This is a genomic window from Pseudoalteromonas sp. SCSIO 43210, from assembly GCF_054133285.1.
Window position 1 is genome coordinate 375645 of sequence record NZ_CP087225.1, and the last position, 22596, is coordinate 398240.

Here is a 22596-nt window from a genome sequence, read left to right on the forward strand (position 1 = left end):
GAGCATTGCTCGGCTTTGCTGTATTTGTGGTTTATTTTAATTTTTTTATCCAATCACTTGCTGGTTCTGGCTTATGCAAATGATAGCCTTGCATAATTACTTCAGGGTACTCTTGGAATAAATCAAAGTGGGACTGATTCTCTACTCCTTCGGCAACAACTTTCAACTGAAATAGCTTTCCTAAGCTAACAATCATATCAATAATTAATTTATCGTTGTTATCAGTCGGCGCATCAAACACAAATGAGCGGTCTATCTTCAATTCTTGAATAGGCAATTGTTTGAGGTAGGTAAGGCTTGAATAACCCGTACCAAAGTCATCAATGGATACACGAACACCTAAGTTTTTTAGGTATTGTACCGCCTCAATGGCGGACTCTATGTGATTGAGTAAGGTGCCTTCAATAATTTCGATAGTTAACTGGTTTGGTTTTATTTCGTAAAACTCTATTTTAGTTTTTAATAATGATAGGAAACGTGCTTCATGAAAGTGTCTACCACTAATATTTACCGATAAGCTCAGTGTTGAATGACGATCATCTAACTGTTGAATAAGCGACAAAGAATTTGTAAGTACCCATGAGTCTAGTTCATAAATAATGTCTGACTCTTCAGCAATAGGAATAAACTCAGCGGGGCTAATAAAGCCTTTCTCAGGATGCATCCACCGTAAGAGCACTTCGCCACCTTTTAACTTTTGCTGACTATCAAATTGAGACTGAACATAAAGTGTTAATTCATTTTGCGATATTGCTTTTCGTAAGTCTTGTTCAATTTCAAAGCGGCGCTTTGCCTGTTCACCAAAAGAGTTATCAAAGAAAGTGACTCTATTACCGCCTTTTTCTTTTGCTTTATAACAAGCAGCTTCGCAGTTTCTGATCGTTTCAATCGCATTTTCCCACTGATCTTCTCTAGGGAAAATATAGGTGCCGATGCTAATTGTAATACTTATTTGTTGATCATCAATTATGAAAGGCTCGTTAATAACTCTTAATAACTCTTGTGCCTTATGTTCTGCAATTTCTTGTGATCTTAGTCGACCAACGCCTTTGTCAACACTACTCAAAGCGGCAAATTCATCGCTGCCTAAGCGTGCAATAACGTCTTTTTTATCAAGTTTATTATGGATACGATTGGCAAGTTCTTTAAGAACTTTGTCGCCTGCTAACAAACCAAGGCCATCATTAATTGAGTGAAAGCTGTCTATGTCTATTATATAAATATAAGCGTAGTTATTGTCTAAAGAACATCGCTGTAATTGTTGTTCTAGCTGCTTTAGAAAACCGTTTCGGTTAGGTAAAGCGGTTAGCTCGTCATGCCAAGTAAGGTAGTCAATGCGTTCTTGGGTTACTTTCAAACTCGAAATATCACTAAATACACCAATGAAATGAATATTTGTGTCTTGTTCACCTTTTACCATACTTAGTGTCAGTAATTCAGGGTATAGCTCACCATTTTTACGACGCGTAACGAGCTCTCCGCTCCAATAACCGGCTTTGTTAGCGTGTTGCCAAACATTATTGAAGCTTATACCTGCTTGGTTATTTTGTTTTAGTTTATGTAACTTAATATCTAGCGCTTCGGCTTCAGTAAAGCCTGTGATACGGCAAAAGGAAGGGTTAACAGCAATTATTTTACCATCGGAATCAGTAATAACAACACCATCGGCAGTACTCACCAACGCCTGATAGAAAAGCTTTTGTTTAGATGATAATTGCTTAAGCTCCTCTTCTCTTTCACTTAATTCTTGTGCTAGAGATTCTATTTCAAGGAGCTTATCGTGCAGGTCAAAGTTCTTCTCTATAAGTCGGTCTAACATACCCTGAGATGTTATGTGAGTACGAATCCTGGCTCTTACTAAAGCAAGTTTATAAGGCTTGTGGATATAATCAATAGCACCTAATTCAAACCCATGTTCTTCTGAGTCTTCAGTGGTCAGTGCTGTCACAAAAATAATGGGGATTCCTTTGGTATTTTGGCGTGATTTTAATATTTCACATACTTCATAGCCATCCATACCCGGCATCATTATATCAAGCAAAATTAAATCGGGGCGTGTTGATTCTATAAAAGCTAGGGCTTGTTCGCCGCTAATAGATACTCTAACGTCATAGTCAGCAAGTAACCCTTCAACTAGTACATGAAGATTGTTTGGCTCATCATCAACAATTAGCACTAAAGGTTTTTGTTTTTTATCTTGAGCTTCACTAGTATTTTTAGCCGGATACATCGAATGCACATTCAATCCTTTTGAGTCTTTAATATCTAATCTAGCTTAGTTTTTTACGCTTGGCTAATTTAAATTGTCATCACGAAATTGGCTTATCAACTCTAATACTAATTGATAGTCAAATTGATTTATTGCCGACTTAAGTCCGAGTAAAGGATGGGGAGATTTCAAAGTGAAGCCATTTAAGCTTCTTACTAAGCCGCTAGGAATTGGCTTTGAGTTAATTGTTAATTCATAAATTTTATCAATAAGGGTTGTAAGTTCGCTTGCATTTTCATTGCCCTCTAAACTGACATCTTCGCTAAGGCGTTGAGTTGTTAGATACTGTTTAATTGCATGCAAAGTAATTACAAATTGCTCACTAAACAGTGAAAATGAAACAACTTCTTTATTACGTATTTGAGATTCAATTTTTTTAGCTAGCTGCTCTAAAACTTCTAATCCTAAAGTGCCCGCTAAACCCTTTATTGCATGAACATGGCGGGCAAGTTCAATATTATTATTAGTTTCTTGTAGCTTTTGAAACTTTACAATAAAGTTTTCATAGTCTATCGCGAACTGTGTAATCAATTTATTTAGCAAACGTTCATTATTATCTAAGTTATCAAGTGCTAGAGGGATATTAATGAGTAAACCACTTTGGGGCGTTGATAAATTCTTTTCAAGGCTTTGAAATAGCATATCAAAAATGAGGGGCTTGGTTAAAAAGTCATTCATACCTGCATCAATAGCTGCCTTTTTATCCTCAGGAAGTACTGCCGCGGTTAATGCAACTATTGGTAGCGTTTCACCATTTTCTCTAATTTTACTGGTGGCTAAAATACCATCCATTACTGGCATTTGAATATCCATAAAAATAATGTCGAATATATTGTTTTTAACACACTCAACGGCTTCCAGCCCGTTCATTGCCGTTACAATGTCTAGATCTAATTTTTTTAACATTGCAGAGGTGATTTCTATATTCAGAGGGTTATCGTCAACAATGAGTGCTTTTATACCAGTAAATTTAATCAAGTTATCAGGCTTTGGGGTGATGCTTGCTTTGCTTTCAGATGCAAGTAATTTTAAGATATCCGACTGTTTGTAACTGTTATTTATAATATGTACATTTTTTTGTGTTGGCTGGGTGTGAGGCTGATTGGTATCTGTAATTATTATGATGATTTTTAAATTGTTTTTAGATAGCTGACTGCTTTCAGTGAGTTTTTGAAGAATAATACTGTTTTTGGCTTCTTCTTGCGTCAATGACAAAATGACAATATCAAAAGGAGAGCTTGGTTGAGATATTTTAGCGAGAGCGCGTAGCGGCTCTTCTGTTGTTTCGGGTGTTATTCCAACACTGCTGAGTAAAGACACAAGTTGGGCAGCTTGTTCTTTTTGTGGCGTAATGAGTAAGGCTCGTTTTTTTTGTCTGTGTTGTGGTGAAAGTTTAAATGGTAAGGTGAAATAAAACTCACTGCCTTTATCTTTTTCGCTTCGAATTTGAATTTTTCCACCGAGTACTTTTGTAAATTGTTGGCTAATAGTTAACCCAAGCCCCGTGCCACCGTATTTGCGAGTAATAGAAGCATCACCTTGATAAAAAGAGTTAAATACTTTCTCGACCTGTTCAGGTTCAATTCCTACGCCTGTATCTTTAATACAAAACCTTAAATCAATTATATTTTTTTGTTGGGATATTGTTTCTACAATTAACTGAATTTTCCCATGTTCAGTGAATTTTATTGCGTTTCCGACGCAATTATTGATGATTTGGTTCAGATGAAATGGATCCCCTATCAGCTCTAAATGTGGGTCAGCATGTAGATTAAATTCAAGTGCTAAGCCTTTTTGATTCGCGGTATCTTTAAATAAATTGCCTGTGTTTTTTACAATAGAGTCGAGAGTAAATGGTATTTCTTCTATTTTTATTTTTTTTGATTCAAGTTTAGAAAAATCTAAAATATTATTCAGGATATGCAGTAAATTATGTGCACTTGAATATGCTTTGTCTGCGTAATGTTGCTGTTTAGTAGGTAAAGTACTGTCTCTTAAAAGCTGTAGCATACCTAATACGCCATTCATTGGTGTTCGCAGCTCGTGACTCATATTTGCCACAAAGTCACTTTTTGTTTTGTTAGCACTTTCGGCTTGTGCTATCGCAACTGTAAGCTCTTTGTTCATAGTCTCCATTTGGATATTTAACGCCTGCGTTTCAATCAGTAACTCTTTGGTTTGCTGATTTTTTTGATACAACATATTTGCTGCTTTTATTACTGCGGATATCTCGCTTTGATTATGATGGTTTTTATTGAGCGTAACTTGTTTTTCATTACTCATATCGTTTAGTAAAGTGGTTAACTGAGTAATTGGTTTAATGACCGATCTAAAAATAAAGTAGCCGACTGATATAACAATAATCGTAATTAATAAAGCGAATAAATTCGCTTGTTCTGTGTAGCTTATTAGGTGGGAGCTGAGCTGTTTTTCAGTTTCATTAAATTTCAGTTTTTCAGTTTTTTTGACTTGATTAGCTAAATAGAGTAATTCGTTTTCAATACCAGTAAGCACAACATTAATCGAAAAAGTGTAGCTACGTGTCAGCAGCATTAATTGGCTGTAGGCTTTCTTTAAGTTTGTAATCGTGTTCATGGAGACACTGCTTATGCTAGGTGCTTTCGCTAATTTTGAGTGTAAATGCTCAAGGTTTTTATTAACATTTTGTGCTTCGTCAAAATTAGGTTTATACAGGTAACTTACTACCGCGTGCTCTAGGTTGCTTATAGTAAGCAATATATCGCTAAAAATAGCTTTGCTTTTAGGGGAAGCTTGCGTTTCTAATTTCGTTATCTGTATTTTTAGATCTGTAATAGGTTGTTTAAATTGCGTTATGTAAAGTTGCTCTCGTTTAGTTCGATTCATCACAATTTGATTGAACGTGTCTTGATAGTTACTTAGGTAGTCACCAAGTCTGTTTAGTGCACTTTGATACTCTAAAGAATGCTCTACAGAATTGCTTTTTAAGAGATTGAGGTTTTTATTTGCTTCATTTAAATAAAGGTCGAATTTTTCGATTGTATTTTGGTTTGCTTTATCAACATAAGCAATCGCCTGACTTTGCAGTGAAATAACATCATTTTCTAAACGCGTTACACTTTCATTTTGCATCAGTGCATTGTGTTGTGCTTTTTGTAAGCTTAATAATGATTTTTGTGAATAATTAAATAAATAGCTTTGCAGTACTAATAAGCTCATAAGTAAGCACAAAGCTAAAATTATTTTTGATTTTATCGAACGAATTTTCATTAGCGACTAATTAACTCATGCCATTTTTGCAAACTGTAATCGTAGGTTGGCATAACACTGTTCCATACTGCAACATTACTGAAGCGTTTGAGATAACTACCTCCATTTCGTTTCTCTCCTGCTTTTATCGTTATATCACCGTTGGTATTTCGTAAGTCTATTTCAGTTGCTTTACCATCGTACCAGTAGTCCCATTCAGAAGAACTTAGTAGTGGCTTTGAGCGTTCAGGGTTGCTAATGTAATAACCTTGACGAGCTATAAAAGCCCCCGGCCAACCTGATAACCACCAATTCATATAATCGTAAGCAGCATCTTTAACACTATTTTGTGTTTGTGACGATAAGCACATCACACCGTGCCAGCCTCTGTAACCTTCTTTTGGAGCGGCAAAGCGCACGTTAACACCTTGGCTATTAAGTGCGGCTACTGCTGGTGAGAACATGCTCTCTATATGCGCACGTTTGCTCTTCATAAACTCGATTGATTCTGGCACAGAGTTCCAGTACCCACTAAAGTGACCTTGGCGTTTAAAATCAAGTAATATACTAAAGAGTCGATCCATTTCTGAACGCGTTATTGAACCGATATTATTAAATTTTATGAGGCCTTTGCTTTGTGCAGCTAAGGCCAAATCGAATAATCCGATAGTAGGGGCATTTACAATGGCTACTTTTCCTCGGTTCGTATCATCTAATAGCCAACTCCAGCTTTCTGTTTCGTAAGCTATACCTGGTTTAATGAAATCAGTGTTGTAACCAAAAGAGTCAACATTGTGCACATAAGGCAAAAAGCTTATGTGGTCGCTTTCGTGCTCGCTTAATGTGCCATCGGGTTGGACATTTAATAATTTATACGGAGCATCGCCTGCACCAACATTTGCATTTTCGGTGAGCTTTCCTGTTTTAGTGAGATTGTTAATTTCATTAAAGTAAGTGAGTCGTTTTTTTTCTATTGGCTGTATAGAGCCTGCATTCCACAGCACATTTATGCTATTTGACCATTGTTCGTATAGATCAAAGGAGCTAGGGTCCATTGATGCTCTTTGTAAAACGGCTGCACTGCCTGCGGGTGTAAATTCGATATTAATACCCAAGTCGCTCATCGCTTGTTTTCGAATAGCATCTTGTAATGTGACATGCGTACCAAGGACTCTTAAAGTGACTTTTTTTCGGGCAAAAACATAAGGAGCATGCGTAATCGCGCCAGCAGTCAAACCAATAACAGCAAGTTTTTTTAACGTTGAGCGCTTAGGGGTGTCCATGATAAGCCTAAAGCATTAATACATATGACATTATATATAGCTAATAAGTTGTAAAGACTCAAGTTGAAAGTTATAAAAATTAGTTAGAAAAGAAAGTAATTAACACTACGAAAAAATAGTTTTTGTTTTTTGATGAGGAGTTAGGAAAGTGGTGGAGCTAAGCAGGATCGAACTGCTGACCTCCTGCGTGCAAGGCAGGCGCTCTCCCAGCTGAGCTATAGCCCCACATTCCTAAATTACGATTTACGTAATTACTTGGCTGCTGAGTTCCAAGCGGGACGAACTTTAAATTTTTTTATAAATTTGGTCAAGTATTTTTTCGCTAATTTTTACTGTTTATGACAAATTTTGATAGACTCGGCTTAATTACAAACTAAAACGACAAAAAACATGAAAAAAAGTGTTCTAGTGATGATGGTTTTACTCGCAGGTTGTGCGTCAAGTGACGGGCCTCCTTTTGAAATAAACAACAAACAGTTTCATGAAAAAAAAGATGCGCAAGGTAATAAAATTTTTGCTTATATTGTTTCAGTAAAAGCTAAGCATCGTGAAAACTTTAATCTTGACCGTGGTCCTAATAACAGACCAAGTCGTGGTGAGGTTAAGCAATATATTGAGCAAGAGCATTTTGAAGAGTCGAGTGTTTTAAAGTTGCAGCTAGAAGACCAAGCTGTTGAGTTATTAAATCAAGAGCTAAAAGAGCGTCAGTATTGCGATAACGAACACGAAGTCAATGACGTTATATGGCGAGATTTGAGTGTGCAATTAAGAGGACGTTGTTTGTAATATGTTGGCTGATAAAACTAAGTTAGCAGAGCTTTTAGCGCACCTAGATATTAATTACGATGTAATAGAGCATCCGCCGCTGCATACTAGCTTAGCGGCTGATGAGTTTATGATTGAGCGCCCAGGTACACGTCTTAAAAATTTATTTTTACGTGACAATGAGGGTAAGCGACATTTTTTAGTTATTACAGCGCACGATAAACAACTCGACTTAAAGGTATTGTCAAAGCAGCAAGGTCTTTCACGCTTAGGGTTTGCATCAAGTGAGCGGCTAGCTAAATATTTAAAAGTGGCTCCTGGGTGTGTATCTATGTTGGCTCTTTTAAATGATAAGCAAAACGAAGTGAGCTTATGGGTTGACCAAGATATTTGGGGTGGCGATTTGTTCCATTGTCATCCATTTGAAAATATCCAAACATGGTTGCTTAGCAAGGCTGACTTAGAAACTTTTTTTAATTACACAAAGCATCAACCGCGAGTTGTATTTTTACCCTCAAAATAAGCCCACACAATTAACGATAAACCGCATAAGCAAACCGCAAGCAGCGTAAACATAAACGCTGTTTGCCCATAATGTTGGTATACCACACCGGGTAATAACGACCCTAATGCACCACCACTGTAATAAAATGATACATACCCGCCATTGGTTACGCTTGGTGGGGCTTTACTTATTTTGTTAACGAGCGGCGCTGCAGTTGAATGGATTACAAACATTGCCCCACAAAACAAAGTAAATGCGATTAAAAATAAGCTAAGTTGGTGGCTCATTAATAAAATAATACTCACACTATAAAAACCAAATACAGCGACTAAAAGATGCCAAGCTGAAGGTGTTTTTTTAAGCAACCAAGGTGCAGTAATAGAGGCGAGTGCACCAATTAAATAACCACTGTAAACTAAACCTATGTCACGAGTATTGGTAATTAAAAACGTGTTTTGTAATATAAACGGTAAGTAATTAAGTAGTGCAGCGAAACAAAAAAACATACAAAAAACGGCGCCATACACTTTAAGTACAGCACCTTCTTTAAGTTGTTTAAGGTAATCTAGAGGGGAGAGCTGCGACGGTGTAGCTGGGTTTGAAAAGCGAGAATGCTTAATTGTTAAAGCCAAAAAAATAAGCATAAAAGCAATAACATAATAAAAACTTTGCCAATGCCACAAATCGCTAAACAAAGCGGCGAGTACGCGGCCAAAGTAACCTCCAACTATACTGCTACCAATATACAGAGTCATATTTTTTTGAAGGGCATCTGCGTTGTAGCTCATGCCTATATAGCTGGTCATTGCTGTTAAAGCTGCTGGAAGCGTTAAACCTTGTAGAAATCTAACCAAGAGCAAAAGTTCAAAGCTCGGTACATAAATGAAAAGCAGGCTACTAAGTCCTAAAAATACCATTGCAATACGCAATACGAGTAATGGGTTGCGTTTTGCTAAAAGTACACCATAAACAAGTGGTGCAATGGCCAAGGGTAGCATAGTTGCGGTCATTAAGCTGCCAGCTACCGCAGGGGCTACATTAAACTCATTCGCAAAAAGACTGAGTAAGGGCTGTGGCGCATAAAGTACAAAAAATATAAATACCGAGCAAACGAGTAGGTGAGGTAAACGCATTATATGCCTTGTACATTTGCTGATTGGTTAGGTGGCATTGTATTAAAAATTGCTTTTAATTCATAATTAAAAGCACGCTCTTTGCGCTATATCATGGTTTGTTTTAACTAGTTTGTTAGATTAATGTCGATAGCGCTGTTATTTAGACTCGTTGGTGATTAAAATAACCTTAATATTAGTTTTTAGTGGAACAAAGCCATGGGTTCATTACAAGACCAATTGCTTCAAGCAGGATTAACAACATCGCATAATGCTAAAGTTGCTAAATCAGAAAAACGTAAGCAACAAAAAAAGCAAAAGAAAGGGGCGACTAGTAACCCAAGTGATCTGCAAAAGCACATCCAACAAACCAAGCTAGAGCAGCAAAAGAAGGCTGAAGAGCTTAACCAAACACGCCAAGTTAGCTTAAAGCAGCGCGAACAAGAAGCGCGTGTTAAACAAATTTTAGAGCATCACAACCAAGACGCTATTCGTGGTGAGCGCACGTTTAATTTTACTTATCAAAACAAAGTAAAAAATATCGATGTCAACGAGAAAACGCAAAAAGCGTTATCGGGTGGTCGTTTAGCTATCTGTGTACTAGAAGGGCAATTTTACGTTTTAGACGATGAACCAGCGCGTAAAGTGGCTGAAGTTGACGAAAAGTATATTGTTTTTCATGTAGAGCCTGAAAACAAGCCAAAAGATGAAGACGACCCATATGCAGACTTTGAAGTACCAGATGATATAGTTTGGTAATAAGTTATTAAGGGGAAGCTCATTTTTGTTTGTTACGATAGATAAACGAGTAGAAACGGGTTAGCAGTTTTTGGTTAAGTTGATCGTCTAGCGTCGTTTCGTACGTATGCTTTTTATTTGATTGTTTACTACAATCAATAGAACAGTTTTTTCTAACCGTCAAAAAAGAAGAGTAAATACAATGAGCAAGATGAAAACACTACTATTAGGTGCAGGTATTACTTTAGCTGCAAGCTTTTCGTTTAATGCAGCTGCTGCTGATGGCGCTGCACTTTATACCGCTAAAAATTGTCAAACCTGTCATGGCGCTGAAGGTAAAGCACCAATTATGGGTATGTACCCTAAGCTAAATGGTCAAAATAAAGACTACTTAGTAGCGCAAATGAAAGACATTAAATCAGGTGCACGTAACAACGGTATGACCATGGCCATGAAAGCCATGGTTGCAACGGTAACAGATGAAGAGTTTGACGCAATTGCAGATTACCTCGCTAACGTAAAATAATTTACGCAGTTATACCATTTGAATGCAATTGGTATTTTAGCTTTATAAACAGCCACACAATAGTGTGGCTGTTTTGTTTGGTGTTTGCTATAAAATAGAGACTGCTTTAGACTTCTAAACATCTGTTCGTACAGATTGATAATGTACGTTTTAAAAGGCTTATTATGTTTGATTTACCCCAACTCGATTTAAAAAATAAAGTATCAGCACAAGAGTGGCAACTTCGTGTTGATTTAGCCGCATGTTATAGACTGGTAGAGCACTTTCGTTGGGGGGATTTAATCTATACGCATTTATCAGCACGTTTGCCTGGCACCGACCACTACTTAGTGAATGCCTTTGGTTTAACCTTTGATGAAGTAACTGCCTCTAATTTAGTGAAGGTCGACTTAGACGGCAACATTATTGACGATACGCCATTTAGTATTAATCCAGCTGGTTTTACTATTCACAGTGCGATTCACGAGGTACGCGAAGACGCTCATTGTGTTATTCACCTTCATACTAAAGAAACAATCGCAGTCGCTACACAAAAAAATGGTTTATTACCGCTTAGCCAATATTCAATGTTTTCACTGCCATCGCTTTCTTATCATGGCTACGAAGGGCTTGCAGTAAACGACGACGAGCGAAAAGTGCTGCAAGATGATTTGGGCAGCACTAACCATATGTTATTGGTAAATCACGGTGGCTTAACAGTAGGCCCAACGGTAGGCGATGCGTTTATGCGCTTTTATGATTTACAGCGAGCGTGTGAAATTCAACTAGCGCTACAATCAAGCTCGCAAGAGGTGATTGAAGTACCGCAACCTATAATCGACAATATTTATAATCAAGCAAACGTAGTACACAGTGGCAGCACCGGCGGGCAACTTGCGTGGCCTGCAATGTTACGAAAAGCGTATCGACTTGACCCTAGTTTTGCAAAATAACCCATAGCGGTTAATAAGGAATTTTAATGAAAGTAAATCGCGTTGAAGTATTTGATATTCACTGTCCTGATAGGCCTTCTTGGACACCTGTGTTTGTACGAATTCATACTGACGAAGGTATTAGTGGTGTTGGCGAAGCCGGCCTTGCTTACGATTTAGGCCACAGTGCTGCAGCGGCTATGATTAAAGAAATGGCCGACGCCTTTTTAATCGGCCACGACCCATTTCAAACAGAAAAACTATGGTCACGTATGTTACGTGAAAGCTTTTGGGGTTTAGGCGGCGGACCTGTTGTATATGCTGCAATGAGCGCAATTGATACCGCACTTTGGGATATAAAAGGTAAAGCGCTTGGTTTACCTGTATACCAGTTATTAGGCGGTAAAGTTAACGACAAACTACGCACTTACGCATCGCAATTACAGTTTGACTGGGATAGCGAATTTAAAGCGCTAGTACAACCGCAAGAATATGCAGAAGCGGCTTTAAAGGCGATGGCCGAAGGTTACGATGCAGTAAAAGTAGATCCAATTCAGTACGATAAAGACGGTAATACTTATTATGACCGTACAAAAATAATTTCACGTACTGAAATGAAGCTATACCGTGCGCGCATGCAAGCTATTCGCGAAGCAGTAGGCGACGAAGTAGACATTATTTTTGAATGCCACAGTTTACCAGGCGTGACAACAGCCATTCAGTTGGGTGAAATTGCAGAAGAATTTGACTGTATGTACTTTGAAGAGCCAGTTAACTACCTAAACCATTCATTGCATGCAAAAGTAGCAGATAAAGTTAATGTGCCAATTGCTGGTGGTGAACGTTTGTATAATCGCTGGGGTGTGCGCCCGTATTTAGAAGATCAAAGTATTGATGTTCTGCAACCTGATATTGGTTTATGTGGTGGCTTTACCGAAACTAAAAAAGTATGTGATTACGCAGATATCTTTGATGTGCGTATTCAGGCTCACGTATGTGGCGGGCCTGTTGCAACAGCAGCATCACTGCACTTAGAAACGGCTATCCCTAACTTTTTGATTCATGAGCACCACACTTATGCGATTAAAAAGTGGAACCGCGAGTTATGTTTACAAGACCCACAACCTAAAAATGGTTTCTTTGAAGTGTCAGAAGAGCCAGGGTTGGGTATTGAGCTAAATGACGAGATTGTTATGCGCTCTCAGCGAGTTGAAATTAAGTAGCCAATGCGTTGAGATTGATAATATTACACTTTAAAAAATAAACTATTAAAAATAAGTTAGACCGACTATTTCAGCCGGTCTAATTTATTACTAAAAATGTCACTAGTGCTTTTTATTGTATGATCTGCTGCTCACTCTACATTGTCTTCTAAATTTGAAGACTCTATTTTTTTTCCTTTATAAATAGTAAACGTTTTTCCGCCAAAGCGGACTTTTCCGCGTTTACGTTCTATCAATGCACTGGGTATTATTTCATTATTAAGTATTTCAACAAATTGCTTTCGTGCGCGATGGATTTGAATATTAACGTGACTTTCACTAATACCTAAATCTTTTGCTAGTTTTTTTACTTGCACCCAACCCTGTACATCAGCCTCAAAATTATTTTGCATGTCATTTAATTTATATCGTGCTAATAGCAAGGTTAAATAATGATGAGAACGCACATCAAAGTCTAATGTAACTTTATTTTTTTTGATTTTTAGTTCGGCTAACTCTTCATCGAGGCTTAGGCTAAAAATGAACTCTAAATTATTATTAGGCTGTCTTTTGAGTTCAACTGTTTTTTCTTGCATGGTGGATTCAGCCTGAAATAAGCACCAACTTTGTCCGCCGATATATAAATTTTGACCATCACTCATTAGGGTCAGAAGGTGATCTTGCATAGTTTCATAATACCAACAGTGCTGCTGTGAGTCGAAAAAGACAATCACTTCAGGTTGCTTATTGTCAGGTAAAAAATGGTATTGCTCTAGAAAAATGACGTCTTCATGCGAGGCATTTTCTGGTAACAATAAGTCTCTTGGTGGGTCGACGCAAATAACTTGATACACAGCATTATTTACTTCAGAAAAACGGATATTATCGCCTTTTTTTAAAGGTATATTTTGATTTTTACTGATTTTTTTATCGTTTAACCAAACGCCATTTTTGCTTAAATCATTTATACACCATTGCTCATTTAGCCATTCAATTACGGCATGAATACGTGTAATTTCAGGAAAATCAAGCAAAGTATCTACAGAGTGTACTAATCTACCAAAGCGGTGGAAAGCACGTAAATAGAATTTACTCTGGGATTCTATATGTTTTAAAACAGCCATGGTTCATCCGTTTTTTCTTATTGATATAATTTATTATACTTAAATAATATCAATAGATTGTAATTATTTAATCTTTGAAGTTACACTAACCATTAAAATGTAAATATTATTGAGTTGCAGTGTGTTTAAATTAGAAGAGCATTACCATAAGCTAAACGTTTTAGCACAAGGAGGTATGAGCAAAGTCTACCTTGCTACTGATTTAAAGTTAGATCGCCAAGTTGCGCTCAAAGTAATCGATTTATCATCTTCAGTTACAGATCAAATACTATTAGAGGCTAAATTATTAGCTTGTTTTAATCATCCAAACATAGTCCAGATTTATAAGACCATCCAGTATGGTGAGCAATTGGTTCTTGAAATGGAATATGTTAAAGGTACAACACTTGAACGTTTGTTAAAAAAACAAGTATTAACTGCACAAGAAAAGCTAGCATTATTAATTGATATAAGTGAAGGGTTGTTAACCATTCACCAGCAAAATATTTTGCACCTTGATTTGAAGCCAAGCAACGTTTTGGTCAATGAAAGTGGTTCAGCTAAAATCGCTGATTTTGGTATTTCACAGATAAAAGATACTTTGCAATCGGAAGAAAACATGAGCTTTGGCAGTTTAACAGCAATGTCTCCAGAGCAGCTAAATGATCAACCGTTAGACTTTAGAAGTGATTTGTTTTCATTTGGATTAATTGCTTATCAATTATTCGCTAATCAACATCCATATAGTGCGCAGGCTTCTGACCTTACTAATAAGTCTATAGCAGAGCAAATAAAAAATAATAAATGCAGCGCTAATGCATGCGCTATTACGGGTATCCCAGAACCATTGGGGCTACTTATAAACCGTCTTCTTTCTTATAATGTAAAACACCGACCGTCATCTTGCGTAGAAGTTACTGATGAATTAAAACGTATTTTATTGTCGTTAAATGGTAATAGTGAAACTGTTTCTATGGCAGACATTCATTTAGCTAGCAAACACAAACAAAGGAATAAGTGGGGCATTTTTGCATTATTGTCATGTATTACCATCAGTTTACTCAGTGTGAGCATTTGGTATTGGCAAGCAAATAAACCCAAAACTTACGTTGCAGTGTTACCTGTCGAATTTAGTAAAACAACCAAACTCTTAGATGCTCAAAAGCAAGTGCTTAACTTGGCAATTAATGATGCTATAGCGCATTACTTATTAAATCACTCTGATTATGCATTAATCTCAAAAACTGAAATACGACAAACTCAAAAATTATTAGGCAAAGACACAAATTTAGCCACTTTAGGCCAAGCACTTAATTCGGATCAATTACTTGTTACGCACTTAGATTGCACTCCACTTTCTTGTGATATCAACTTAAGCCTACTGAATGGGGGAAATGCGACGCTAATTCGTGAAGAAAGAAGTGCAAGTGATACTGAAAATTACATGGGAATTTATAATTTAGCGAGTAGTTTTGTTGAAAAATTATACACAGGTAATGTTGCGAGTAGGCAAACACTAAAAAAAGAGAGTGAGTTTTTAGATCAATATGTGAATTTAGTACGCGTAGTGTCAAATAATTCGCGTGATGCGGAATCTTTAATGGCAGATGCTGAGAATTTGATTTTACACAGCCCCGAGTTTACACCTTTATATCCACTGTATCGTAAAATCGTACTTCGTCAGTATGATAAAACACATGATCCCGAAATTATAAAAAAATTAAAACAAACCTTAAATACTTTACCTCGTACTTATCGTAATAGTGCTGCTTACTTAATTGATATGTTAGAAGTTCATCAGCATGTTAAAGATAAGTATAATGCGGAAATTGTGATACAAAAAATTCAGGAGTCAGATCTTGAAGAGTTTCAAAAACAAACATTACTAGCAATTTACTATAAAAGAAATGGTGATTTAGCGCGTTCCTTAACGCATGCAAAGCTCGCTTATAAAATAAGGCCAACACTTGTTGCAACACGGAATCTAGCTATTGCCCACCTTATGCAAGGCAATAATCAAAAAGCAGCAGAGTATTTATCAAAAATACTTACCTACACACCTAATGATTTTATTACGCTACAGACGCTCGCAGATATTTCATTGTTATCAGGTGACCTAGCGGAAGCTGAAATTAACTACCAGCGATTAATTTCAGCAGGGACTGCTATTTCATCAACATATTCAAATTACTCTATTGTGTTGTCTTTAAAAGGGGAGTTAAAAGATGCATTACACCATGCCCAAAAGGCAGCAGAACTCTCCTCTATAAATAGTACGCAACAGCTCAATCTAGCTGATATTTTATATATGTTAGATAAAAAGGAACTGGCTTTTGATATTTATAAAAAGATAGATCGACAGATAGCAGACGATACACAAGTTGTTGAGTTATTATTAGAAAAAGCGCAAGCACAGGTTCATTTGAATAAAGGGCAAGAAGCGATGATCAGTATCGATCGTGCTTTAGCTCAAAGTTCTGAATTAAGCGAAGTATACTTTGTGAAAGCTATGATTCAGGCCATTTTAGGAGAGAAGTACTCAGCGGTTGCATCTGTAGAGCAAAGTATTAAAAAGGGATGGAGCCCCACTTTTTATCGACTTGGTTGGTTTAAACCGTTATGTACAGAGAGTAAGTTTCAAAAACTCTTAGGCAAAGAGAATTATGATTCTCTCTGTACATAAAATTCCTAGTGTGGTTCCATGTCTTGAAGAATCACTCGCGGATCTTGAGAAAAATAACGCATTGTTGGTTCTTGATTAGCTGTGTTTTTAGCGACAAGACGGAAGTTTACTTCATAGTCTGCGCTCTCACTTAGCATACCTGAAACAGCTTCGTCTGGATTGTCAGCAAGTTCTGTTGCTAGCTGAGCAGGCAATGCGTGGGCAGGAATGATACTTGAGATAGACACTATAAGTGATTGACCGCTATTGGCCACAATACTTGTTAATTGATAATTAAAATTATCTTTAGCATCAGAGAAGTAGGTGCCATTTTCAGCGAATTCCCATCCTAGACAATCAACCAATTCATAATATAAATTGACGGCTTGACCTGCCTTTAATGCTTTATAATCAATACAAATATTTTCACTATCTCCGCCTGTAGGGCTAGAAATGTTCCATTGTCCATTTTCTGTAGGAATAACTCGAAAGCTAAGATTATTCATTTTAATATCCTGTTTTAGGGTTAATAAATGTCATTATAGTTGTTTTGCAGGTTAAATAACCTGCGGTTAGTTAAAACGCTATGCTCCAGTGAGCATAGCGTTTTTTTTATATAAATTGCCATTGAGTAAACTAATTATTTACTCGGCAATTAACATCATTTATAGCTTGGGTTGCCTTGCTATCAAGATGGCGTACAAAACATTGTTCGTCTTTAATCATTAACTCAAATTGATCGGGCATGTTGAGTTGCTTGCCCATAATCGGGTTACCCAAAGTGTCTTTTTGATTAAGTCTATCGAGCGTTACCGTACTACTTGTTAAAAATACGTCATCAGCTAATTGTATCTGCTGACTATGAAGTAGTAGAGCTATAACCTCGGCTACAGCCTCACTATTTGGCTCTACCAATAATGCATGTTGCAGCTTAGGTGTCGACTCAGAGCTTTGTGCTGAGCACCCAGTAAGCGTACACATTATGATAGCTGTGATTATTAGTAAACGCATTTGCATAGCCTACCTTATGTTATCGCTGAGAATAATATTTTGATTAAGCATTGTTTGCACTCGGGTATCTTCTACCTTTGGTGAATCATCTACAATTGATGGAGCAAAACCCTGCTTGCTACTGGTAGAGCTTGGCGCAGGACAGCTCTCTGTTGTGCGATAGCTAAGTGCCGTTTTGAGTAGTGCTTCATTAGCATCACCTAAGGAAGTAGTAAAATCATCTGCAACGGCACAGCCTGCTATTAATACAGGCTGGAGTGCGTTATCTAATGTATTTTGTGGTGCAAAACCATCTGAAAATTCACCAAAGCCTTTATTGTTCTCGCCGGTAAATTGAATGGTGAAATAAGTTGTATCGCAATTATCTGTTGGGTAAAAGCCATATGGTTTTCCACAAGTACCTGAACCCACTTGAATCACCTCTACATCTGCGCCGCGTAGACCATTAATAATGGCTTCACTGGCAGAACAAGTGCTGCTGGTTGTAAGCACAAATACACGATTTAAGTCAAGTGTTGGCAAAGGTGTACCCGGTGTAATACTTGGGTTGCTCTCAAATCCCACAAATTGATTGGTAAAAGACATTGGGGTAAGTGCTTGCCCTGTTATTGGGTTGGTATTTGGGTTTTTATCGTTAAAAATAGTACGTTCAAAAACCTTACCTTGTGTATTACTATTACCTGCAATCATATAAGCAATTTGGCTTGCCATTTGTAAAAGCCCACCACCGTTATAGCGTATATCGATGACTAAGTCTTTAATGTCGCTTGCAGCAAGTTGGTTAAATGCGTTGTATAGTTGCTCTTCAGCAATTGCATTATGGCTATTAAATTGAAAATATCCAACCTCTCCATTTGCTAAGTCAGTCCGTACATTACTTACCGGTTGCGAGGTTATATTTTGCGACGTGAGGGTAACAGTACGGTTTTCGTTGGTGTTGATATCTTTAAATACAAACTCAGTTACTTTACCTGTTTGCGTAGGGAATAAACCTGCATTAATAACACTAACATCATTTGATGAGTTGGTATTTACAAAATCAATAGCATCTACTTCAACTAACTCAAATCCACGTGTTAGGTTTTGGTTACTTGCCGGAGTATTGGGCTGCGTATAACTTATTATGGCTTGGCGAGGTGCGCTAGACGCTAGAATTTTTATATTGAAACCGTAGCCATAACTTACGCCTGCTTGATTTTGGCGTTCCCACTCATCGGTAGGTAAATTAAAATGAAAGTTATCCTTTTTTGCACCCGATTCGGTGAGTTCATTGGTTTTTAGTTGTTCAAAGTAATCAAGGACTCCACTCGTAAGAGCTGGGTCAGTGTCGATAATTTCATCATACCAAAGGTATGTTTCGTTACTCCATGAACGTAGCCAGTTCTTCTCATCACTTGCTTGGCACTGGCCTTTAAATTGACTAGCGCGAGCAAATTCATTGGCGGTCCAAGTTGTTGTATTTGAGCCAATAGGAGTGACACTATTACTGTCATTTAAACTTCCGCCACCGCCACATGCGCTTAAGATGCTAATAAGTGTTAAAGGCAGAATGGTTTTTGCAATATTTAACTTCGTAGGAATGAACATGTGAAGGCTCGCTTTTTATACTATTACGTAAATATAGCGGTTTTTATTTATACTAGATAGAGATGTTTGGCATTTTTGTAGCTTAAATGGTGCCAGATGTGATCGCTGTTACACAACCCCAAATGAGCATGCCATAAATTGTTATAGCTGGAGTTAATTTGGCAAACGGGGAAATTACTGGCAAACATAATCCGTTGCTCACCAAAATGCTGAAAAATAATATCAAAACACGTAATTTGCTGTTGGTTATTTAGCGACAGAAGCTCAAACCCTGAAAACTTAATTGCAACGTTACAATTTTTGGCTAATAGTTCAATACCTTGTTGCCAAAGTACTATATTGCTTGGTAATCCAGCATGATTAATTACAATCTGTAGATGTGGGAGTTGCTTCGCGTAATACGCTAATTTTTTTACTATTGGTATATTTTCAAGCTCAAGCTGCGCTTCAAAATGCAGATTCAAGTGGCTTAATATTTTAAGATTATCTAAGCAAAAGCTGTTTAATAAGCGTGCTGCATCATTGCCTTCGGTAATATCTCTGATCCCGGCTAACGTTGGGTGTATAAGGTTTTTTAGCGTACGTTCAAATGACTCACTGTCTTGATCAATTTGTATAAAGCTAATCGCTTTATAGGCAATATTACTTAAGTGTTTATCAAGCCATTTTAACTCATTAATAGGTGCGCTGTTATCAAATCCAGCTTCTATATGCACTAAGCCAGAAAGTTCGAAATCAGTGCTTTCAATAAGTTGTTCTGCGCTAATTTGCTGTTTTATTTTATCTAAATTTGGCCATGTTGGCGGATTGGCGCCCTGTAACCATAAATACTGACCCTCAATTAAATTAAAGAAATGGACATGCGGGTCAATTATTTTTTTACTCATTGGGCAGTATAGCCACCGTCAATACTTTGTAGGCTGCCAGTAATAAAGCTGGCATCGTCGCTTGCTAAAAAGCTCACAAGAGCGGCAACTTCGTCGGCTTGCCCCAATCGGTTAAGCGGTTGAAGGCTTGCTTCTTCGGCAACTATCTCGGCCTTGTTTGCACCACTTTTTTTACAGTACGCATCTATTGCGTTATGAAATAGCGGGGTCTCTATCGTGCCAGGGCATACGGCATTTGCTCTAATATTGAAACTCGCGTAATCAAGCGCTGTTGTTTTTGCCATAGAGGCAAGGGCGTGTTTGGTCAGGTTATACGCAAAAGAGTTTTGCTTACCTATAAGCGCCTGATCGGAAGCGACTAATATAATAACGCCGTTATTTTGCGCTTTCATGCTAGGCAATACACTTTGTACTGCCGCATAAGCGCCTTTAACATTAAGCGCAAACAGTGCATCGAGAGTTTGCTCGTCGGTGCTTTGTATATTTGCGCTTAAATGCTTTCCTGCATTAGAAACAAGTACGTCTATTCGTTGCGATTGCTCGTATATAATATTAATACAGCTACGTACGGCTGTTACATCACTGACATCGCACTGATGGAATATACCGTATTCACTAGGCTCTATATCGAGGTTATGAACTTGGTAACCACTGTTTAGCAAGCGTTTAATTACTGCTAAACCAATGCCTTTTGTTCCGCCAGTAACAATAGCAACTTTAGCCATATTTGATCCTAATTAGTAAAGGTGATTAGTGAGAGTGGCCACAGCCGCCTTCAGCGTGCACATGTCCGTGAGAAACTTCTTCACTTGTTGCTTCACGTACAGAGATGATTTCCACATCAAATGTTAGCGTTTTACCCGCAAATGGGTGGTTTAAATCACAATCTGCGTTAAAGCGACCTACTTTAACAATAGTCACTTGATGACGACCTTGGTTAGAACTTACCATTGCTGTCATACCTGGTTTCCATACTTTAACGTCGCCTTGTAAGTGCTTAAGCGGGATGCGTTGAATTAAGTCATCAACACGCTCGCCGTACGATTCACTTGGCTCTAGCGTTACACTAAACTTCTCACCAGCTTGTTTGCCTTCAAGTGCTTTTTCTAAACCAGGAAGCATGCCTTCGCTACCATGAATGTAAGTGAGTGGTGCTTCGTTTGTGCTGCTTTCTACTTGTTCAGTGCCTTCACTGAGTGTGTAGTGAAATTCAACAGCTGAATTTTTACTGATTTGCATGCTTATCTCTTTAAATTTGACTATGTTGAGGCTGATTTTACGCGAAATATACTTGTTTATAAACTTAACGTGGCTGATTTAGTGTTTTTTGTAAATCTAGCAGTAAATCTTTTTTTATTGGTGCTGCTTTTTGCTTTTCAGCCTGGGGTATAAACAGCACTAATTGAGTGCCTGGCTTTAAAATGCTTGATGCAGAGAGCTTATTCCATTTTGCCAAGTCGCTATGAGGGACATCATAAAGCTGACTTATACTCCAAAGGCTATCGCCTGACTTAACTTCGTAATCTATTTCAATGGTGGGAATCGCAATCTCTTGGTGCTCTAAATAAGGGCTAATTTTGTAATCAACAGTTAATGTGCTTGGCAGAGTTTTAGGTTGTCCAACTAATAACTTTTCTCCAACGCCGATTAAATTATTATTTTTATTATTAAGTTGTTTTAGAGCTTTTACCGACATACTAAAACGCTTAGCGATACCATAAAGCGTGTCGTTTTGTTTAACGATGTACTCTCCAGCAAAGTTTGATTTAAAAAACTGACTTTTTAATAATGCCTCTTGCTCTATAGGAAGCAGTAAAGTGTGCGGCCCGTTAGGTGAGCTTTGATTTTTTAAGTACCCCTGATTGATTGCATGTAACTGCTTGGAGCCTATACCAGAGAGCTTAGCAATAACTGAAAAGTCAAACTGCTGGCCTATATTCATCTGTGTTGTAAATGGCTTATATGCAAGCTTTGGGCGCTTAATGCCTTTTTGTGGGTGTTTAACTAAATAGCTTAAAGCGAGTAACTTGGGGACATAGTCAGCGGTTTCTTTTGGCAGACTGAGCGACCAGTAATCGCTGCTTTTACCGCGCTTTTTGTTTTTTTCGATTGCGCGTTTAACACGGCCCTCACCACTGTTATAAGCGGCCAAAGCGTGTAGCCAATTACCATCAAAGCGTTTATGCAAGTAGCTTAAGTAATCAAGTGCAGCATCGGTTGAAGCAAGTACGTCTTGGCGCCCGTCATACCATTGGTCTGACTTAACTCCAAAGTGATGCGCCGTTGCGCCAACCAGCTGCCAAACACCAACAGCTTGCTGTGATGAGGCTATCGTTGGTCTAAAATCGCTTTCTACAAATGGTAGTAAAGCGAGCTCCATAGGTAGTTGCTTTTGCTCAATTTTTTTTACTATGTGATACAGGTACGGCGCTGCGCGTTTGTTTACAGCACGTAAGTAATTGGGTTGCTTTAAATACCAATTTATACGTTGCTTTAAAGCTCGGTTTTGATCAATTTTAAAATGCAGGCTCTCGGCAATGTGAACCCATAGGTCAGTTGCTTTGGGAGAAGGCTTTTTAATGTTTACTTTTTTATGTAGTAATACTGTGTTCTGAGGCTTTACTTGAGCATCTTCAATTATACGTTGATCCGATTTGTCTAAAAAAGTGTGTTTTGGCTCAAAGTGAGTAAATATTTTTGGCGTTTCTTGAATTTCTGATTCAGTTGTTTCACAACCGAATAGAAATAAAACTAAAAAACAGAGAGACAAGCTGCGCATAATGTTCACTTTTGTAAATTCCTTTTAC

19 protein-coding genes and 1 tRNA gene are annotated in these 22596 nt (G+C 37.7%); 7 read left to right on the forward strand and 13 right to left on the reverse strand.

Annotated elements, in window-relative coordinates; all coding sequences use genetic code 11:
- Window positions 1-31: 31 nt before the first annotated feature.
- The 4 genes from LOS73_RS01595 to LOS73_RS01610 form a co-directional block, all read right to left on the reverse strand.
- Window positions 32-2230 carry a two-component system response regulator gene (locus tag LOS73_RS01595; protein WP_033038184.1) on the reverse strand — a complete coding sequence of 733 codons (2199 nt, stop codon included), beginning with the start codon at window positions 2228-2230 and terminating at the stop codon, window positions 32-34.
- A gap of 63 nt (window positions 2231-2293) precedes the next feature.
- Window positions 2294-5467: a response regulator gene (locus LOS73_RS01600; protein WP_457934365.1), complete on the reverse strand. Its 3174-nt coding sequence runs from the start codon at window positions 5465-5467 to the stop codon at window positions 2294-2296.
- A gap of 50 nt (window positions 5468-5517) precedes the next feature.
- On the reverse strand, window positions 5518-6780 hold the full coding sequence (locus LOS73_RS01605; RefSeq protein WP_457934366.1) for an ABC transporter substrate-binding protein: 1263 nt from the start codon (window positions 6778-6780) through the stop codon (window positions 5518-5520).
- A 149-nt stretch (window positions 6781-6929) separates the two neighbouring features.
- Window positions 6930-7005, reverse strand: a tRNA-Ala gene (locus LOS73_RS01610).
- 165 nt (window positions 7006-7170) lie between these two features.
- On the opposite strand from LOS73_RS01610, the gene LOS73_RS01615 reads away from it, so the two are divergent.
- Window positions 7171-7566, forward strand: coding sequence for a hypothetical protein (locus LOS73_RS01615; protein ID WP_457934367.1), 396 nt, complete (start codon window positions 7171-7173; stop codon window positions 7564-7566).
- 1 nt (window position 7567) lies between these two features.
- Entirely contained in the window at window positions 7568-8068 is a 501-nt protein-coding gene (locus LOS73_RS01620; RefSeq protein ID WP_457934368.1) for a prolyl-tRNA synthetase associated domain-containing protein, read from the forward strand.
- On the opposite strand, the gene LOS73_RS01625 is transcribed toward LOS73_RS01620, so the two are convergent.
- Entirely contained in the window at window positions 8035-9183 is a 1149-nt protein-coding gene (locus LOS73_RS01625; protein WP_457934369.1) for an MFS transporter, read from the reverse strand. The two genes, LOS73_RS01620 and LOS73_RS01625, sit on opposite strands and share 34 nt — an antisense overlap.
- Before the next feature lie 198 nt (window positions 9184-9381).
- Between LOS73_RS01625 and LOS73_RS01630 the strand changes: the two genes are divergently transcribed.
- From LOS73_RS01630 to LOS73_RS01645, 4 genes are all read left to right on the forward strand, one after another.
- Entirely contained in the window at window positions 9382-9921 is a 540-nt protein-coding gene (locus tag LOS73_RS01630; RefSeq protein WP_002957867.1) for a DUF2058 domain-containing protein, read from the forward strand.
- 181 nt (window positions 9922-10102) lie between these two features.
- Window positions 10103-10426: a c-type cytochrome gene (locus tag LOS73_RS01635; RefSeq protein WP_033016362.1), complete on the forward strand. Its 324-nt coding sequence runs from the start codon at window positions 10103-10105 to the stop codon at window positions 10424-10426.
- A gap of 164 nt (window positions 10427-10590) precedes the next feature.
- A complete protein-coding gene (locus LOS73_RS01640; RefSeq protein WP_010554363.1) occupies window positions 10591-11358 on the forward strand; it encodes a class II aldolase/adducin family protein in 768 nt (255 codons plus the stop codon).
- Window positions 11359-11384: 26 nt separating this feature from the next.
- A complete protein-coding gene (locus LOS73_RS01645) occupies window positions 11385-12560 on the forward strand; it encodes a mandelate racemase/muconate lactonizing enzyme family protein (protein ID WP_007375956.1) in 1176 nt (391 codons plus the stop codon).
- Between the two features lie 131 nt (window positions 12561-12691).
- Here LOS73_RS01645 and LOS73_RS01650 read toward each other — a convergent pair whose 3' ends face one another.
- Window positions 12692-13663, reverse strand: coding sequence for an FHA domain-containing protein (locus LOS73_RS01650; protein ID WP_007375957.1), 972 nt, complete (start codon window positions 13661-13663; stop codon window positions 12692-12694).
- A gap of 121 nt (window positions 13664-13784) precedes the next feature.
- On the opposite strand from LOS73_RS01650, the gene LOS73_RS01655 reads away from it, so the two are divergent.
- The gene (locus tag LOS73_RS01655; protein WP_457934370.1) at window positions 13785-16325 is read left to right on the forward strand and encodes a protein kinase domain-containing protein; all 2541 of its coding nucleotides are present in this window, start codon (window positions 13785-13787) and stop codon (window positions 16323-16325) included.
- A gap of 5 nt (window positions 16326-16330) precedes the next feature.
- Here the strand turns inward: LOS73_RS01655 and LOS73_RS01660 are convergent, their stop codons facing one another.
- The 7 genes from LOS73_RS01660 to LOS73_RS01690 all read right to left on the reverse strand — a co-directional run bounded on the left by LOS73_RS01660 (window position 16331) and on the right by LOS73_RS01690 (window position 22568).
- Entirely contained in the window at window positions 16331-16810 is a 480-nt protein-coding gene (locus LOS73_RS01660; RefSeq protein WP_457934371.1) for a hypothetical protein, read from the reverse strand.
- Window positions 16811-16940: 130 nt separating this feature from the next.
- Window positions 16941-17321 (reverse strand): hypothetical protein, encoded by a 381-nt coding sequence (locus tag LOS73_RS01665; RefSeq protein WP_457934372.1) that lies wholly within the window; start codon window positions 17319-17321, stop codon window positions 16941-16943.
- Between the two features lie 3 nt (window positions 17322-17324).
- Window positions 17325-18902 (reverse strand): S41 family peptidase, encoded by a 1578-nt coding sequence (locus LOS73_RS01670; protein ID WP_457934373.1) that lies wholly within the window; start codon window positions 18900-18902, stop codon window positions 17325-17327.
- A 47-nt stretch (window positions 18903-18949) separates the two neighbouring features.
- Complete coding sequence (locus LOS73_RS01675) at window positions 18950-19789, reverse strand: amidohydrolase family protein (RefSeq protein WP_457934374.1); 840 nt, start codon at window positions 19787-19789, stop codon at window positions 18950-18952.
- Window positions 19786-20514 carry an SDR family NAD(P)-dependent oxidoreductase gene (locus LOS73_RS01680; protein ID WP_007375963.1) on the reverse strand — a complete coding sequence of 243 codons (729 nt, stop codon included), beginning with the start codon at window positions 20512-20514 and terminating at the stop codon, window positions 19786-19788. The genes LOS73_RS01675 and LOS73_RS01680 overlap by 4 nt, the downstream gene beginning before the upstream one ends.
- 25 nt (window positions 20515-20539) lie before the next feature.
- Window positions 20540-21028, reverse strand: a complete 489-nt coding sequence (locus LOS73_RS01685) for an FKBP-type peptidyl-prolyl cis-trans isomerase (protein WP_007375964.1) — start codon at window positions 21026-21028, stop codon at window positions 20540-20542.
- Between the two features lie 64 nt (window positions 21029-21092).
- Window positions 21093-22568, reverse strand: a complete 1476-nt coding sequence (locus tag LOS73_RS01690; RefSeq protein ID WP_457934375.1) for a LysM peptidoglycan-binding domain-containing protein — start codon at window positions 22566-22568, stop codon at window positions 21093-21095.
- Between the last annotated feature and the right edge of the window lie 28 nt (window positions 22569-22596).

What these genes read in the sequence shown, in the direction of transcription:
- LOS73_RS01595 (WP_033038184.1), bottom strand. Translation starts at nt 2,230, where the DNA reads ATGTATCCGGCTAAAAATACTAGTGAAGCTCAAGATAAAAAACAAAAA.
- LOS73_RS01600 (WP_457934365.1), bottom strand. Translation starts at nt 5,467, where the DNA reads ATGAGCTTATTAGTACTGCAAAGCTATTTATTTAATTATTCACAAAAA.
- LOS73_RS01605 (WP_457934366.1), bottom strand. Translation starts at nt 6,780, where the DNA reads ATGGACACCCCTAAGCGCTCAACGTTAAAAAAACTTGCTGTTATTGGT.
- LOS73_RS01615 (WP_457934367.1), top strand. Translation starts at nt 7,171, where the DNA reads ATGAAAAAAAGTGTTCTAGTGATGATGGTTTTACTCGCAGGTTGTGCG.
- LOS73_RS01620 (WP_457934368.1), top strand. Translation starts at nt 7,568, where the DNA reads ATGTTGGCTGATAAAACTAAGTTAGCAGAGCTTTTAGCGCACCTAGAT.
- LOS73_RS01625 (WP_457934369.1), bottom strand. Translation starts at nt 9,183, where the DNA reads ATGCGTTTACCTCACCTACTCGTTTGCTCGGTATTTATATTTTTTGTA.
- LOS73_RS01630 (WP_002957867.1), top strand. Translation starts at nt 9,382, where the DNA reads ATGGGTTCATTACAAGACCAATTGCTTCAAGCAGGATTAACAACATCG.
- LOS73_RS01635 (WP_033016362.1), top strand. Translation starts at nt 10,103, where the DNA reads ATGAGCAAGATGAAAACACTACTATTAGGTGCAGGTATTACTTTAGCT.
- LOS73_RS01640 (WP_010554363.1), top strand. Translation starts at nt 10,591, where the DNA reads ATGTTTGATTTACCCCAACTCGATTTAAAAAATAAAGTATCAGCACAA.
- LOS73_RS01645 (WP_007375956.1), top strand. Translation starts at nt 11,385, where the DNA reads ATGAAAGTAAATCGCGTTGAAGTATTTGATATTCACTGTCCTGATAGG.
- LOS73_RS01650 (WP_007375957.1), bottom strand. Translation starts at nt 13,663, where the DNA reads ATGGCTGTTTTAAAACATATAGAATCCCAGAGTAAATTCTATTTACGT.
- LOS73_RS01660 (WP_457934371.1), bottom strand. Translation starts at nt 16,810, where the DNA reads ATGAATAATCTTAGCTTTCGAGTTATTCCTACAGAAAATGGACAATGG.
- LOS73_RS01665 (WP_457934372.1), bottom strand. Translation starts at nt 17,321, where the DNA reads ATGCAAATGCGTTTACTAATAATCACAGCTATCATAATGTGTACGCTT.
- LOS73_RS01670 (WP_457934373.1), bottom strand. Translation starts at nt 18,902, where the DNA reads ATGTTCATTCCTACGAAGTTAAATATTGCAAAAACCATTCTGCCTTTA.
- LOS73_RS01675 (WP_457934374.1), bottom strand. Translation starts at nt 19,789, where the DNA reads ATGAGTAAAAAAATAATTGACCCGCATGTCCATTTCTTTAATTTAATT.
- LOS73_RS01680 (WP_007375963.1), bottom strand. Translation starts at nt 20,514, where the DNA reads ATGGCTAAAGTTGCTATTGTTACTGGCGGAACAAAAGGCATTGGTTTA.
- LOS73_RS01685 (WP_007375964.1), bottom strand. Translation starts at nt 21,028, where the DNA reads ATGCAAATCAGTAAAAATTCAGCTGTTGAATTTCACTACACACTCAGT.
- LOS73_RS01690 (WP_457934375.1), bottom strand. Translation starts at nt 22,568, where the DNA reads ATGCGCAGCTTGTCTCTCTGTTTTTTAGTTTTATTTCTATTCGGTTGT.